The sequence below is a fragment of the Pseudomonas sp. DF11 genome, from assembly GCF_058148565.1.
On sequence record NZ_JBYVYN010000009.1, the window covers coordinates 1 to 15,229 of the forward strand.

Genomic DNA, 15,229 nt, shown 5'->3' on the forward strand with positions numbered 1-15,229 from the left:
AGCCTGCTCGCGATAGCGGTGGTTCAGTCAACATTGATGTGGGCTGGTCTGACGCCATCGCGAGCAGGCTCGCTCCCACAGGGGTTCCTGTCCCCTTCAGAAACTTGGCACGTCCGCAACAGCCTGCGGTCAATGAATTCACAGGCCACCGGATTCGCTGCCAAGGACTTTTTTCATGCCCGACACCCTGCCCCCGGACGCACTGCCGGCCGACCTGCATTACGTCGACGACACCGCCCCCGGCATCACCCGGCGCAAATTGCGCGGCAAGTTCTGCTACTTCGATCCGCAGGGCCAACGCATTACCGACGCCGCCGAAATCCAGCGCATCAACGCCTTGGCGGTACCGCCTGCCTACACCGATGTGTGGATCTGCACCGACCCGCGCGGCCATCTCCAGGCCACGGGTCGCGATGCCCGGGGCCGCAAGCAATACCGTTACCATGCGCGCTGGCGTGAAGTGCGCGATGCGGACAAATACTCGCGCATGCTCGAATTCGGCCGCACCCTGCCGCGCTTGCGCAAGCGCCTGGAAGAGATCCTGGCCCAGCCCGGTTTCAGCCGCGACAAGGTCATGGCCACGGTCATCACCTTGCTGGACGTGACCCTGATCCGCGTCGGCAACACCCAGTACGCCCGGGACAATCGCTCCTACGGCCTGACGACCCTGCGCAGCAAACATGTCGAGGTCAACGGCAGCGCCATCGCCTTCCAGTTCCGAGGCAAGAGCGGCGTCGAACACCAGATCACCGTGAAAGACCGGCGCCTGGCACGGATCATCAAGCGCTGCCAGGAGATCCCCGGGCAAAACCTGTTCCAGTATCTGGACGAACACGGCGAGCGTCACTCCATCAGCTCTTCGGACATCAACGCCTACCTCAAGACCCTCACCGGCGCGGACTTCACCGCCAAGGACTACCGCACCTGGGCCGGCAGTGCGGCGGCCTTGGCCGGGCTGCGGACGCTGCGTTGGGAAACCGAGACCGAGGCCAAGAAACACGTGGCCGAGATGGTCAGGCAGGTCGCCCGGCAACTGGGCAACACGCCGACCGTCTGTCGCAAGTGCTACATTCATCCTGCGGTGGTCGAGGGTTTCCTGCTCGGCGCCCTGGAGGAACTGCCCAAACCCCGGGCACGCAAAGGCCTCAGTGAGGAAGAAGCCGGGTTGACGCTGTTTCTACAGCGCATGACAGACGCTGCCCAGGCGTGCGAACAGCAGCAACCGGCTTGATGCGTCCATGGGCTGCGAGCCCTGGATGAGGAACATCCGCAGACCGCTGGACTCCCAACTGTACAGCGCCACCGTTGCGCAGGCACGTCAACGGATGAAGTCGACAGGAGTTTCAGATGTCCGAACACATTGTCCATTTCCATTGCCAGATCGATCAGGGCACCACGGAGCGCTTCCGGGACAATTGCCTGGAAGCCATCGAAAAAGGCGCCGACTCGCTGATGCTCAATCTCTCCACGGTCGGTGGCAGTACCAATTTCGGTTTCACCCTCTACACCTTCATCAAGTCCCTTCCAGTACCGGTACGTGCGGTGAACGCCGGCAACATAGAGTCGATGGGCATTGTCATGTACCTGGCCGCCAGCGACCGCACCACCACCCCTCACTCGCGTTTTCTGATCCATCCGATGAACTGGTACTTCGGCCAGAAATCGGTGGACCACTCACGCTTGCGCGAATACCTGTCCAGCCTGGACAACGACGTGGCGCGTTATGTGGAAATCTACGTCAAGGAGACCGCCGGCGCCGCGACACAGCTGGATATCTTCAAATGCCTGTGCGCCGAGGAACGGGTCATTCCGGCGGAGAACTCCCTGGCGTTCGGCATTGCCCATCGGGTCGAGCAGGTGGTTTTTCCGACAGACGCCAAGCATTGGAAAGTCAGCGGCGGCGAGGATTAGAAGTGCACACCGGCGGCTGACCATTCGTCGCCAGCCAGAGAGTTTTTTTAAACTTCCCCCGGCCATTTTCTTTCCCAAATAATGCGAGGCACGTTGCTCGCTCAACCAAAATGAGGATTCTCGAGATGGCCAGTAGCGGAAACAAAAACCCAGGCAACTTCGCAAACGATCGTGAAAAGGCATCTGAAGCCGGCAAGAAAGGCGGACAAGCGTCGGGCGGCAACGTTGCCAACGACCGGCAAAAAGGTACTGGCGCCGGTAACAAAGGCAGTGAACGCGGCCAAGGCGGCGGCAGAAAATCGTAACTCTCCCAACCGCTGGGGCGCAGGCATCCTGCGCCCTGGCGCTATCTGCTCACTCCCTCATCACAAATACGAAATTCCATATATTCGATTGTCCGCATATACTCCGGCGCAGCCCTACCTTGCGCTTATCGGAGCCGATCGATGAAAGTCCTCTTCATGTGCACAGCCAACAGCTGTCGCAGCATTCTCAGCGAAGCGATGTTCAACCACCTGGCTCCCGTCGGATTCGAAGCCGTCAGCGCCGGCAGCTTCCCCAAGGGCCAGGTGCTGCCGCGCAGTCTGAGTACCTTGCAGGAGGCCGGCATCAGCATCAACGGCTTGCGCAGCAAGGGCAACGACGCCTTCGAAAGTAACCCGCCGGACATCGTCATCACGGTGTGCGACAACGCCGCCAATGAAGCTTGCCCGGTGTACTTTGGCCCGGCGATCAAGACCCATTGGGGCCTGGCGGATCCGTCGGAAGTCAAAGGCAGCGACGACCAGATCGGCCAGGCGTTCCACAGCACGCTGGACCGTATCGAAACCCGCTGCCGGGCCTTTTTCGCCCTGCCCTTCGACCAGCTCGACGCCCAGGCCTTGAAAGCCGAGCTCGACCGCATCGGCACCCTCTGACCGATCAACCTGCGCGATAAGCCTGCTTCAGCGTCTCGATCCAGCTCGGGTCCAGGCGCGACTGCTCGGGGTCCAGGCCCAGCGCCTGCATCTGCGCCAAGTGCGCGTCGGCCTCTCGGGCCAGTGAGCCCTGGGCGCTGGAGTTGGCGTCCAGCTGATGCATCTGGGCCAGCCCCAGGTGGTAGAAGCGCAGCAACTTCATGGCAGTGGGGTCCTGGGCCTGCACGCCGGCGGTCACCTGGTGCATCACGTTGGTGATTTTCATCAGGCTGCGCTTGAGCTGCCAGCCGTACACCGCCGCGGCCATCCACGGTTGCGACCAGAAATACAGGCGCATCAGCGCCGCCATCGCCAGCACCGCGACCATCACCCCGCCGAGATTGAAACGAAAGTTATCGCCCCCCGGCGTACCGAACAGCATCACCGCCAGGCTGGACAGCAGCATCGCCAGGGCCAGGAACACCACCGCGATGATCAGGGTGCTGCGGCGGGTCTGCTTGCGGTAGGTGTCGCCATCCCACGGTTTGATCTCGAACATCGCAGTGCAATTTCCTTGTACGGCATCAAAAGAGTCCCGCATTATCGCCTGCCCGGTCGATTTAGCTATGCTGGGGCTCATTTTGTAGCGCAACCGACTCGCCGGGTCCGGATCAAAGTCCATGGCGATAGCGCAAGGATCGTGCGATCTTTCTGCGTGGACGTTTTTTTCAAGATGCCGTCGTTGTGTGCATGGCATCGTTTTCAAGGAAAGCTGAATGACTCAAAGACATGTAATCAACGCCTCGGTAAGCCCCAAGGGCAGCCTGGAGACCTTGTCCCAGCGCGAAGTCCAGCAACTGAGCGAAGCCGGTTCCGGCAGTATCTATACCCTCTTCCGCCAGTGCGCCCTGGCCATCCTCAATACCGGCGCCCATGTTGATAACGCCAAGACCATCCTGGAAGCCTACAAGGACTTCGAGATCCGTATCCACCAGCAGGACCGCGGCGTGCGCCTGGAACTGCTGAACGCGCCGGCCGATGCGTTCGTCGACGGCGAGATGATCGCCAGCACCCGCGAGATGCTGTTCAGTGCCCTGCGCGACATCGTCTACACCGAGAACGAACTGGACAGCCAGCGCATCGACCTGAGCTCGTCCCAGGGCATCAGCGACTACGTGTTCCACCTGTTGCGCAACGCCCGCACCTTGCGCCCCGGCGTGGAGCCGAAAATCGTCGTGTGCTGGGGCGGCCACTCGATCAACACCGAAGAATACAAATACACCAAGAAAGTCGGCCACGAACTGGGCTTGCGCAGCCTGGACATCTGCACCGGTTGCGGCCCCGGCGTGATGAAGGGGCCAATGAAAGGCGCCACCATTGCCCACGCCAAGCAACGCATCCATGGCGGTCGCTACCTGGGGCTGACGGAGCCGGGCATCATCGCCGCCGAGGCGCCGAACCCGATCGTCAATGAGCTGGTGATCCTGCCGGACATCGAGAAGCGCCTGGAAGCCTTCGTGCGCGTCGGCCACGGCATCATCATCTTCCCGGGCGGCGCCGGTACGGCGGAGGAATTCCTCTACCTGCTGGGCATCCTGATGCACCCAGCCAACCAGGACCTGCCCTTCCCGGTGGTCCTCACCGGGCCGAAAAGCGCCGCGCCGTACCTCGATCAGTTGCATGCGTTCGTCGGTGCGACCCTCGGCGAGGCGGCGCAGAAGCACTATCAGATCATCATCGACGACCCGGCCGAAGTGGCGCGGCAGATGACCCAGGGGCTCAAGGAGGTCAAGCAGTTCCGCCGCGAACGCAACGACGCCTTCCACTTCAACTGGCTGCTGAAGATCGACGAAGGCTTCCAGCGCCCGTTCGACCCGACCCACGCCAACATGGCCAGCCTGGGCCTGAGCCGCGACCTGCCCGCCCACGAACTGGCGGCCAACCTGCGCCGGGCGTTCTCGGGCATCGTGGCGGGTAACGTCAAGGACAAGGGCATCCGCCTGATCGAGGAACACGGCCCGTACGAAATCCACGGCGACGCCGCCATCATGGAACCCCTCGACCGCCTGCTCCAGGCCTTCGTCGCCCAGCACCGCATGAAACTGCCGGGCGGCGCGGCGTATGTACCGTGCTATCGCGTGGTGACCTGACCTTCAAAATCCTCGCTCCCCCTGTGGGAGCGAGCCTGCTCGCGAAGGCGTCGGCACATCCAGTATTGATGCAAGCTGACCCACCGCTATAGCGAGCAGGCTCGCTCCCACAGGGGTTCTGCTGCGGTCACAGAGTCGGGTTCAGTCGTATCAGGCCGGCTTCATTCATCTCAACAGCAAGCCCACGGTAATCCTCGATCTGCCGATGGCGGGTGTCCACCGGATGCGAATGCGTCGCCGTCACCACCATCACATCGGCCCCTGCTGCCTCGCCAGCGCGGATTCCCGCGTCGGCGTCTTCAAAGACCAGGCACTCCCGGGGTGCCACTTGCAACCGTTCGGCGGCCAGGCGATAGCAGGCGGGGTTGGGCTTGCCGTCGCTGACGTCTTCGGAAGTGACCATCACCAAAGGGCGTGGAATCCCGGCGGCTTCCATGCGGCGCAAGGCCAATGCCATCGGCGCCGAGGTGACGATCGCCCATTGGCCAGGCGGCAGGCTTTTCAGAAACGCAGCCGCACCGGCCACTTGCACCACGCCTTCGACATCCTCGATTTCCTCCCGGGTAATCTGCTCAGCCTCGGCCTGGGCATCCACCCCCGGCAGATGCTGGCGGGCGATGGTGTCGATGGCGCGCACGCCGTGAATCGTTGGCAGGAACGTCGCTACGTCCACGCCGTGGCGCAGGGCCCAGCGTGTCCAGATGCGCTCGGCGGCGGCGATGGAATTGAGCAGCGTGCCGTCCATGTCGAAGAGGAAGGCGTGGTAGGAACGGTTGGCTGACATCGGGATCCTCGGTGATGAAGGGGTGGATGACGGTCACTGTAACATCGCCATGCATCGATTCCCTGTGGGAGCGAGCCTGCTCGCGATAGCGATGGATCAGCTTGCATCAATGCTGAATGTTCCGACGCCATCGCGAGCAGGCTCGCTCCCACAGGGCTCGGTGGTGGGCCCGATTACACCAACCGCTCGATCCGCTGATGCCGCCACACCAGCTTGTAATAGAGCGTCTGCAACAGCAGCATGCTCAGGTAGGCCACGGGAAACGCTATCCACACCCCTTGCAAGCCGAAGTGGGCGTCCAGCAGATACGCCGCGGGCACCTGTACACCGACGATGCAGAAGATCGAAATGGCCACCGGCACCAGCACCGTGCCACTGGCGCGCATGATGCCGCCGACGATCGCCTGGAAGCCGAACACCAGCAGGCTCCAGAGCATGATATGCAGCAGATGTTCGGCCTGCACCCGTGCCGCCGGGTCGGTGATGAACAGTCCCAGCAGCCAGTGGGACAACAGGTAGCCCAACACCACCAGCCCACCCGTGAGCCAGAGGTTGATCAAAAGTCCCGTGCGCAGGATCGGCCCCAGGCGCTCCTGGCGTCCGCCGCCGATGGCCTGGGCACCGAGGATCGAGGCCGTGATGGCAATCGACAGCGCCGGGAACTGCACGTAGTTGACGATCTGCGTCACCGCACCGTAGGCCGCCGTGGCCTGGGAACCGTGGTGGTTGACCAGCGCCAGGATCACCAGCTCCGACAGCGAGATCACCACCATCTGCAACCCCGTGGGCAGGCCGATGCGCAGCACCTTGCCGAGGATATCCATGTCCAGGCGCATTGCCGCGAACAACGCACGATCCGGCGCCAAGGCGTGCACGCGACGGTTCAGTCGCCACGCCAGCATCAGCATCGCCGAGGTAGTCCCCACCAACCCCGCCAATGCCGCGCTCTGGACGCCCATCTGCGGCAGGCCCAGCCAGCCGCGAATAAATGCAGGTGTGAGTATCAGCCCGACACCGGTAGACACCAGCAACGCCAACATCGGTGACACCGTATCGCTCACCCCGCGCAGCAGTTGGGTGAACAGTACGAATACCAGCAACATTGGCAGAGTCCACATCATGACCCGGGCGTAGGAAACGGCGTCCTCCAGCACATCGGCCGGCGTGCCGAGCCCCTGCAACGCCTGACGCGCGAAGACACTGCCGAGCACCGCCGCCACCAGCCCGATGAGCGCTCCCAGCAACAGCGTCGAGCCGGCGATGGCTTTCACCGTACCGGTCTGCCCGGCACCGTAGGCTTGCCCGATCAACACGCCCGCCCCCGCCCCCAGGCCGATGACCAGGGCGATGAAGAAAAACAAAATGGGGAACATGCCCGATACCGACGCCAATGCCTGGGTGCCGAGCATCTGCCCGATATAGATGCTGTTGAGCGCGCCGGACATGGACTGCAGGAAGTTGGACAGGACCATGGGGGCCAGGAACAGGAGATAGGTTTTCCAGAGAGGCTGGGTGGGCATGAGAGCTCTAATGGCAGGTTCGAAATCCGATGCGGGGTAATCTAGCTTAATCCATGGATTCTGTTTCAGAAGATGTCCGTTTTCGCGGCGAGGGAGCGCACTCCCGCCAGACTGCGCGGTAGGAACTGCCGAACGAAACGAGCGCAAGCTTCCTGCCCATGGGATCTCCACAGGTCAGCTCATCTCGACAATTTTCCAATCTCGTCTATTCTTAGATAGCAATATGCCATTATTTTTATCGAAACCGGACGATTGGTCCTCAAGACCGTGTCGGTTTGGCAGATAACCAGTTATTCGCAAATTACTTGTTGGCAACACTGTTCAAGGACCGAACCATGACGTCGTATCCTCCCGGTCATCCCCTTTCCCAAACCCAACCTCGCATTCTCTGGAATGCCGTGCTGGTGGCCGTTGCCGCGAGCGTCGGTGTACTGGCGATCAACGGTGCGAATACACAAAACATCGGCTTGAGTGCGGTGCTCCTGGCCTTGGGTGTCGGTGCCGGGGTATGGGGTGCGCGTTCGCAACGTCAACACCTCGACAGCGCCATCGCAGCCGCCATGGCCCGCCACGACCTGCAAGCCACCGGGCACCTGGCCCATAAAGCCAGCGAGCAACTCAACGAAGTCATGCTCGGGGCCATGCCGATCTGGGCCAAGCAGGTCGAAAGCTCCCGGCAACAGACCGAAACCGCAATCGTCTCACTGACCAGCCGTTTCACCGGCATTTCCGCGCGCCTGGAAGACACCGTGCAAGCCTCGCAACTGGCCGCTGGCGAACTGGCCGGCAGCAGCAGTGGCGGCGCCGTGCAGGTGCTGGCCCAGAGCGAAAGTGAACTGGTCAAGGTCATCGACTCCCTGAAGGCCACCCAGGCCAGCCGCGATGAAACCCTGGCCCAGGTGCGCAACCTGACGGCCTATACCGGCGAGCTGCGGACCATGGCCGCCGATGTCGCGGCGATTGCCGCACAGACCAACCTGCTGGCGCTCAACGCCGCCATCGAAGCAGCCCGTGCCGGCGAAGCCGGGCGTGGCTTTGCCGTGGTGGCCGACGCCGTGCGCAGTCTGTCGAGCAAGTCCAGCGAGACCGGCCAGCAGATGTCGGCCAAGGTCGACATCATCAACACCGCCATCACCCAACTGGTCCATGCTGCGTCCAGCGGCGCCGACCAGGACAGCCATTCGGTCAGTGCCTCCGAGGAAAGCATCCAGCAGGTGCTGGAGCGCTTCAAGAGTGTCACCGGCCGGTTGGCCGATTCGGCCGACATGCTGCAACGGGAAAGCTTCGGCATCCGCGATGAACTCACCGAGGTGCTGGTCAGCCTGCAATTCCAGGATCGGGTCAGCCAGATCCTCAGCCACGTGCGCGACAACATCGAGGACCTGCACGTGCATATGCAGCAGGCCAGTCAGTCGCCCGAACAGGCCGCCTCCATCGACGCCCGCCAATGGCTGGCGCGCATGGAAACCACTTACGCCACCGACGAGCAACGCCGCAACCACCACGGCGACTCGGGTGCGCAACAGGCTTCACAGGAAATAACCTTCTTTTAGGAGAGCCTTTCATGGCTAAAAGTGTATTGGTTGTCGACGACTCCGCGAGCGTTCGGCAGGTGGTCGGCATCGCGTTGAAAAGTGCCGGCTATGACGTGATCGAGGCCAGCGATGGCAAGGATGCGCTGGGCAAGCTCAATGGCCAGAAAGTGCACCTGATCATCAGTGACGTGAACATGCCCAACATGGATGGCATCACCTTCGTCAAGGAGGTCAAGAAGCTGGCCAGCTACAAGTTCACGCCAATCATCATGCTGACCACCGAATCCCAGGAGTCGAAGAAACAGGAAGGCCAGGCCGCCGGGGCCAAGGCTTGGGTAGTCAAGCCGTTCCAGCCGGCGCAGATGCTGGCGGCGGTATCCAAGCTGATTCTTCCTTGATCACCGGAGGCTCCAATGCCGTTGCACTACGAAACACAGGATGACACCGCCCAGGTGCACATCGACGGCGAGCTGACGATCTACACCGCGGCCGAGCTGGCCGCGCAGTGGCTGCCGCACCTGGGCGCAACACCGCAAATGGCCCTCGATCTGTCGCAGATCACCGAGATGGATGGGGCCGGCCTGCAACTGCTGCTAATGGTGCAGCGCGAGGCCTCCCGGGCCGGGACCGAGCTGACACTGACCGGCCAAAGCAAGGCGGTCACGGAAACACTTGCCCTTTGCAACCTGGTTGCCTAGGACCGCAATACGTCGGACACGACAAAGGATATGAGCGTGAGCATCAATCTGGATCAGGCACAGCAGACCTTCATCGTCGAGGCACGGGAACAGTTGCAGGCGATGGAAGAGTCGCTGCTGCAACTGGAAACCGACCCTGGCGACGATGACGCCATCGGCGCGATCTTTCGGGCGGCCCACACCATCAAGGGCTCGGCCGGGCTGTTTGGCCTGGAACCGATCGTCAGCTTCACCCACATCGTCGAAGACGTGCTCGATCGCCTGCGCAACGGCAGCGTCGAGGTCGACGCCGGCCTGATCGCCGTGCTGCTCAAGTCCAGCGATCACATGCTGGAACTGATCAACGTGGTCGCCAACCAGGGGGGTGCGCTGCCGCCACCGGCCCTGCAACGGGAAATGGAACTGTGCCAGATCCTGCAGGAGTACCAGGCGCCCTCGCCGGCCACGGCCCCGACGCCTGCCCATGAAACCGAAACCAGCGAACCTGGCGAAACACGGCTCTGGCACATTTCCCTGCGCTTCGGCCAGGACGTGTTCCGCAACGGCATGGACCCGCTGTCATTCCTGCGTTATCTGCAAACCCTGGGTGAAATCGTCGACATCGTCACCTTGACCGACGCCCTGCCCGCCGCCGACGCCTGGGACGCCGAGTCCTGCTACCTGGGCTTCGACATCGAGTTTCGCTCGGCTGCCAGCCATGGGGCGATCAACGAAGTGTTCGACTTCGTCCGGGAAGACTGCGTGATCGAGATCGTTGCCCTGGACGACGACGTCGCCCCCCAAGCCAACACTGGCATGGTGACCACATCGCCGGAACAGGCCGAGGAAACCACCGCGCTGGTCGCCACTGGCGAGTTGTTGTCCGACCAGCGCAAGACCCCGCGCATGCCCGCCCAGATCGCCACCGACAAACAGGCGGTGACCAGCGACAGCAAGGCCAAGGACGGCACCTATGTGCGGGTCAATGCCGACAAGCTCGATGAGTTGATCAACCTGGTGGGCGAACTGGTCATCGCCAGCGCCGGCGCCAGCCTGCTGGCCCGCACCTGCCACAACGACCCGTTGCAGGAAGCCACCTCATCCGTGTCCGGGCTGGTGGAAGAAATTCTCGACGGTGCCCTGCGCCTGCGCATGATCCCCATTGGCGAAACCTTCAACCGCTTCCGTCGGGTGGTGCGCGATGTCAGCCAGGAACTGGGCAAGGACATCGACCTGATCATCAGCGGCGCGGAGACCGAGCTGGACAAGACCGTGGTGGAAAAAATCGGCGACCCGCTCATGCACCTGCTGCGCAATGCCATGGACCACGGCATCGAAACCGCCGAGGCGCGGCTGGCGGCGGGCAAACCGGCCAAGGGGCATCTACACCTCAACGCGTACCATGACTCGGGCAGTATCGTGCTGGAGATCGCTGACGACGGTGCCGGCCTGAACCGAGACCGGATCCTGGAAAAAGCCCAGGAGCGTGGCCTGGTGACGCCGGGCGCCAGCCCCACCGACCAGGAAATCTACAACCTGATCTTCGAGCCCGGCTTCTCCACCGCCCAGGCCGTCACCAACCTTTCGGGGCGCGGCGTGGGCATGGACGTGGTCAAGCGCAACATCACCCTGCTGCGCGGCACCGTCGACCTGGACAGCCAACCTGGCCAGGGCACCGTGGTGCGCATCCGCCTGCCGCTGACCCTGGCTATCATCAACGGTTTTCTGGTGGGCATCGGTCAGTCGACCTACGTCATTCCGCTGGACATGGTCCAGGAATGCATCGAGCTGAGCGAAGACGATGGGCTCGCCAGTCGCGAACAAGGCTACCTCGACCTGCGGGGCGAGGTGTTGCCGCTGGTTTACCTGCGCGATCACTTCAGCCATGAAGGCCCGGCCGCGCGCCGGCAGAACGTGGTGGTGGTGCGCTACGCCGAACTCAAGGCCGGGCTGGTGGTGGATGACTTACTGGGTGAATTCCAGACCGTGATCAAGCCGCTGGGCAAGCTGTTCGGCGCCCTTCGCGGCATCAGCGGCTCGACCATCCTGGGCAGCGGCGCCGTGGCGTTGATCCTTGACGTACCGGCGCTGCTCACCCAGATCGCCCAAGTGGAAAACCGCTACACCCCAACTCACTTACAACAAGCCAACGCTCGCTGACGCTTTAGCAATTCCATGGAGAGGTACTTCCCGATGAAATGGTTCTACGATCTTAGAATCGCCACCAAACTGATCACTTCATTTCTGGTGGTGCTGGCACTGACCGCTGTCATGGGGGTGTTCGCGATCATCCAACTGGGCGAGGTGAACGGCACCACTGTCGAGATCCGGGAAAACTGGATGCCGTCCATGCGCGCCGCCTCGGGCATGCGCTTCTACGGGGCAAACTATCGCCTCAAGGAAAACCGCCATATCACCGCCGACTCCGAGCAGGAACGCGTGACCATCGAGCATGAGGCGGAAGAAGCCAGGAAGGCCTTTGAAACGCGCATGGCGACCTATGAAAAGCTGCTCTCCAATGCTGAAGACCGCCAACTGTTCGAAACCACCCGCAACGACTGGAACGCTTACCTCGCGGTGAGCAAGGACCTGCTTGCGCTGTCCCGGCAAAACCTGACCGAGCAAGCCCATGCGCTACTCAAGGGCGAGTCCAAGCGTCAATTCGAGCTGGTGGTGGCCGACCTGCAAAAACTGGTTGAACTCAATGACGCTGGAGCCGGCGCCGCCAGCGAGCGTGGCGCAGCACTGTTTGAAAAATCGCGCCTGTCGATCATTGCCGTCCTGGTTGCCGCGCTACTGGTAGGCCTGGGCCTGGCGCTGTTCATTTCGCGGATCATCTCCCGTCCATTGAAACAGGCCGCGAACGTCGCCGAACAATTGGCCGAAGGCAACCTGAACGCAAAAATCGAAAGCGGCTCCAAGGACGAAACCGGCATGGTGCTCAACGCCATGCAGAACATGGTCGACAAGCTTTCGCACATTATCGGTGAAGTGCGCAACGCAGCGGACAACCTGGCCAGCGCCTCCGAAGAAGTCAGCGCCACCGCGCAATCGATGAGCCAGGCCACCAGTGAACAGGCGGCCAGCGTCGAGGAAACCAGTGCGTCCATCGAGCAGATGAGCGCCAGCATCAACCAGAACACCGAGAACGCCAAGGTCACCGACGGCATGGCCAGCAAGGCCGCCAAGGAAGCCACCGACGGCGGCGAATCGGTGCAGCAGACCGTGGTGGCGATGAAGAAAATCGCCCAGCGCATCAGCATCATCGACGACATCGCCTACCAGACCAACCTGCTGGCGCTCAACGCCGCCATCGAAGCGGCCCGCGCCGGCGAACACGGCAAAGGCTTCGCGGTGGTCGCAGCCGAAGTGCGCAAACTGGCCGAACGCAGCCAGATAGCGGCCCAGGAAATCGGCGAGCTGTCGTCCAGCAGCGTCGATATGGCGGAAAAGGCCGGGAACCTGCTCAACGAGATGGTCCCGTCGATCAACAAGACATCGGACCTGGTGCAGGAAATCAGCGCCGCCTCCGAAGAACAGGCCGCTGGCGTGGCGCAGATCAACACCGCCATGACCCAACTCAACCAGGTGACCCAGCAGAACGCCTCCAGCAGCGAAGAACTGGCCGCCACCGCCGAGGAAATGAGCAGCCAGGCCGAACAGCTGCAACAGGCCATGAGCTTCTTCACCCTGGACACGCCGCCGAAATCGGCCAGCCAGCCCTTGAAGGTGGACAACACGCCGGGGCCGTCCAGCCGCAAGCCGGCTCGAGCGGCCGTGCCTGCGCTCCCCAAGGCCTTTGCCTACAGCATGGCCAGCGCTCCGGACGAATCCGAATTCACCCGGTTCTGACGGTCCGTTCCCACAGGCTCGCTTAAAGGAGATAAAGGCATGGGCGCCATCGCGACCACACGTCAAACCGCCATCGCGGTCGAGGAAGAAGCGCAATACCTGACGTTTATGCTCGGCACGGAGATGTTTGCCATCGGCATCCTGTGCATCAAGGAAATCATCGAATACGGCAACCTCACCGTGGTGCCGATGATGCCCGCGTTCGTGCGTGGGGTGATCAACCTGCGGGGCGCGGTGGTGCCGGTGGTGGACCTGTCGGCCCGTTTCGGCCGGCCGAACTCGGCGATCAGCCGGCGCAGCTGCGTGGTGATCATCGAGGCGGCCAGCGCGGACGGCCAGGCCCAGGACATTGGCCTGCTGGTGGACACGGTATCGGCGGTGCTGGAAATCCCGGCCTCGCAGATCGAGCCACCACCGAGCTTCGGGGCGAAGATCCGCGCCGATTTCATCAGTGGCATGGCCAAGGTCGACGGCAAGTTCGTCATCGTGCTGGAGGTCGACCGCGTGCTGTCCATCGACGAAATGTCCCAACTCGCAGAAACCAGCCCGAGTGCGCTGGAAGTAGACGCCCAGTGAACGCCGATACCTGCAAGGAACGCACGGTGAATTCACTGGTGCTCAGTGACCGCGAGTTCGGCCAGTTCCAGTCCTGGCTGTACCAGGCCGCCGGCATCAGCCTGTCCGAAGCCAAGAAAGCCCTGGTGGCCGGGCGTTTGTTCAAGCGCCTCAAGCACTATGGGCTGGACAGCTACGGCGAGTATTTCAAGCTGATCATGAACGGTCAGCGTACCGATGAGTTGCAGGTGGCGCTGGACCTGCTCACCACCAACGAGACCTATTTTTTTCGCGAACCCAAGCATTTCGATTTCCTGCGTCAGCACGTGCTGCCCCACGCGACGCCGGGCAAGACCTTTCGCTTGTGGAGCGCGGCCAGTTCATCGGGAGAAGAACCCTACAGCCTGGCCATGACCCTGGCCGAAGGACTGGGCACCACGCCTTGGGAGGTCATCGGTTCGGACATCAGCAGCCAGGTGCTGGCCAAGGCACGCTCAGGGCACTACCCAATGGAGCGCGCCAGCAACCTGCCCCATCCGCTGCTGGTGAAATACTGCCTCAAGGGCACTGGCAGCCAGCAAGGCACGTTCCTCATCGACCGGGCGTTGCGCAACCGGGTCCATTTTATCCAGGTCAACCTCAACGACACCTTGCCGGATCTGGGGGAGTTCGACGTGATTTTCCTGCGCAATGTCATGATCTATTTCGACCAACCCACCAAGAGCAAAGTGGTTGCCCGATTGATCCCCCGGCTCAAACCCGGCGGGTATTTCATCGTGAGCCACTCGGAAAGCCTCAACGGCGTGTCCGACGCGTTGAAACTCGTATCGCCTTCGATTTATCGCAAGCCATGAGCGTCGCGATGAGGGAAGTGGCCGAGATGTACCTGGCGCCGGGGGAGTTTCGCTTCGCCACCTGCCCGACCCGGCTGCGTACCATCCTCGGTTCTTGCGTGGCGATCACGCTGTGGCATCCCGAACGCAGGATCGGCGGCATGTGCCACTTCATGTTGCCCAGTCGGATGCGCTGCTCCAAGGCGCTCAACGGCATGTACGCCGACGAAGCCATCGAACTGTTCCTGCGCCAGGCAAAGGCCCATCACACTGAACCTGAGGACTATCAGCTCAAGCTGTTCGGCGGCGGCGAAATGTTCCCTGAACTGCAACGCCACGTGCCCTACGGCGATGTGGCGCGGATGAACGTCAATGCCGCGCTGGAAATCGCCGCCCTCTATCGCCTGGATCTGATCGCCCAGGACATGGGTAGCACCGGTCACCGCAGCATCATCTTCGACCTTTGCAGTGGCGATGTATGGGTCAGGCACCAACCAATAAGGACCCGGCATTAAC

Annotated in this window: 15 protein-coding genes and 1 pseudogene; 13 read left to right on the forward strand and 3 right to left on the reverse strand. The window is 62.2% G+C overall.

Annotation, left to right across the window (positions count from 1 at the left end; translation table 11 throughout):
* The first annotated feature begins 175 nt into the window (after nucleotides 1-175).
* The 4 genes from AC30D9_RS23390 to AC30D9_RS23405 all read left to right on the forward strand — a co-directional run bounded on the left by AC30D9_RS23390 (nucleotide 176) and on the right by AC30D9_RS23405 (nucleotide 2,828).
* Nucleotides 176-1,231: a DNA topoisomerase IB gene (locus AC30D9_RS23390; protein ID WP_134923855.1), complete on the forward strand. Its 1,056-nt coding sequence runs from the start codon at nucleotides 176-178 to the stop codon at nucleotides 1,229-1,231.
* A 116-nt stretch (nucleotides 1,232-1,347) separates the two neighbouring features.
* Nucleotides 1,348-1,911 carry an ATP-dependent Clp protease proteolytic subunit gene (locus AC30D9_RS23395; protein WP_057450977.1) on the forward strand — a complete coding sequence of 188 codons (564 nt, stop codon included), beginning with the start codon at nucleotides 1,348-1,350 and terminating at the stop codon, nucleotides 1,909-1,911.
* A gap of 125 nt (nucleotides 1,912-2,036) precedes the next feature.
* The gene (locus AC30D9_RS23400; RefSeq protein ID WP_109755208.1) at nucleotides 2,037-2,216 is read left to right on the forward strand and encodes a con-10 family general stress protein; all 180 of its coding nucleotides are present in this window, start codon (nucleotides 2,037-2,039) and stop codon (nucleotides 2,214-2,216) included.
* A 141-nt stretch (nucleotides 2,217-2,357) separates the two neighbouring features.
* Nucleotides 2,358-2,828, forward strand: coding sequence for an arsenate reductase ArsC (locus AC30D9_RS23405; protein ID WP_134923854.1), 471 nt, complete (start codon nucleotides 2,358-2,360; stop codon nucleotides 2,826-2,828).
* 4 nt (nucleotides 2,829-2,832) lie between these two features.
* Here the strand turns inward: AC30D9_RS23405 and AC30D9_RS23410 are convergent, their stop codons facing one another.
* Nucleotides 2,833-3,366, reverse strand: a complete 534-nt coding sequence (locus tag AC30D9_RS23410; protein WP_134923853.1) for a DUF3087 family protein — start codon at nucleotides 3,364-3,366, stop codon at nucleotides 2,833-2,835.
* 217 nt (nucleotides 3,367-3,583) lie between these two features.
* Here AC30D9_RS23410 and ppnN point away from each other — a divergent pair, with 217 nt between their 5' ends.
* A complete protein-coding gene (gene ppnN / locus AC30D9_RS23415) occupies nucleotides 3,584-4,957 on the forward strand; it encodes a nucleotide 5'-monophosphate nucleosidase PpnN (protein WP_025213122.1) in 1,374 nt (457 codons plus the stop codon).
* 127 nt (nucleotides 4,958-5,084) lie between these two features.
* Here the strand turns inward: ppnN and AC30D9_RS23420 are convergent, their stop codons facing one another.
* Together AC30D9_RS23420 and AC30D9_RS23425 are read right to left on the reverse strand one after the other, a co-directional pair.
* Nucleotides 5,085-5,741 (reverse strand): HAD-IA family hydrolase, encoded by a 657-nt coding sequence (locus tag AC30D9_RS23420; RefSeq protein WP_490144945.1) that lies wholly within the window; start codon nucleotides 5,739-5,741, stop codon nucleotides 5,085-5,087.
* Between the two features lie 173 nt (nucleotides 5,742-5,914).
* Complete coding sequence (locus tag AC30D9_RS23425) at nucleotides 5,915-7,261, reverse strand: MATE family efflux transporter (protein WP_490144946.1); 1,347 nt, start codon at nucleotides 7,259-7,261, stop codon at nucleotides 5,915-5,917.
* Between the two features lie 614 nt (nucleotides 7,262-7,875).
* On the opposite strand from AC30D9_RS23425, the pseudogene AC30D9_RS23430 reads away from it, so the two are divergent.
* The 8 genes and pseudogenes from AC30D9_RS23430 to cheD all read left to right on the forward strand — a co-directional run.
* Nucleotides 7,876-8,814 (forward strand): annotated as a pseudogene (locus tag AC30D9_RS23430) (methyl-accepting chemotaxis protein); the annotation flags it as partial.
* Between the two features lie 11 nt (nucleotides 8,815-8,825).
* Nucleotides 8,826-9,194 carry a response regulator gene (locus AC30D9_RS23435; RefSeq protein WP_003203044.1) on the forward strand — a complete coding sequence of 123 codons (369 nt, stop codon included), beginning with the start codon at nucleotides 8,826-8,828 and terminating at the stop codon, nucleotides 9,192-9,194.
* Between the two features lie 15 nt (nucleotides 9,195-9,209).
* Complete coding sequence (locus AC30D9_RS23440) at nucleotides 9,210-9,494, forward strand: STAS domain-containing protein (RefSeq protein ID WP_490144947.1); 285 nt, start codon at nucleotides 9,210-9,212, stop codon at nucleotides 9,492-9,494.
* A gap of 36 nt (nucleotides 9,495-9,530) precedes the next feature.
* Entirely contained in the window at nucleotides 9,531-11,633 is a 2,103-nt protein-coding gene (locus AC30D9_RS23445) for a chemotaxis protein CheA (RefSeq protein WP_490144948.1), read from the forward strand.
* 33 nt (nucleotides 11,634-11,666) lie between these two features.
* Nucleotides 11,667-13,325 carry a methyl-accepting chemotaxis protein gene (locus AC30D9_RS23450; protein ID WP_490144949.1) on the forward strand — a complete coding sequence of 553 codons (1,659 nt, stop codon included), beginning with the start codon at nucleotides 11,667-11,669 and terminating at the stop codon, nucleotides 13,323-13,325.
* A gap of 39 nt (nucleotides 13,326-13,364) precedes the next feature.
* A complete protein-coding gene (locus tag AC30D9_RS23455) occupies nucleotides 13,365-13,901 on the forward strand; it encodes a chemotaxis protein CheW (RefSeq protein ID WP_134923847.1) in 537 nt (178 codons plus the stop codon).
* Complete coding sequence (locus tag AC30D9_RS23460) at nucleotides 13,898-14,734, forward strand: CheR family methyltransferase (protein WP_167659311.1); 837 nt, start codon at nucleotides 13,898-13,900, stop codon at nucleotides 14,732-14,734. Before AC30D9_RS23455 ends, AC30D9_RS23460 begins: the two co-directional genes overlap by 4 nt.
* A complete protein-coding gene (cheD, locus tag AC30D9_RS23465) occupies nucleotides 14,731-15,228 on the forward strand; it encodes a chemoreceptor glutamine deamidase CheD (protein WP_109755217.1) in 498 nt (165 codons plus the stop codon). Before AC30D9_RS23460 ends, cheD begins: the two co-directional genes overlap by 4 nt.
* The last annotated feature ends 1 nt before the right edge of the window (nucleotide 15,229 follow it).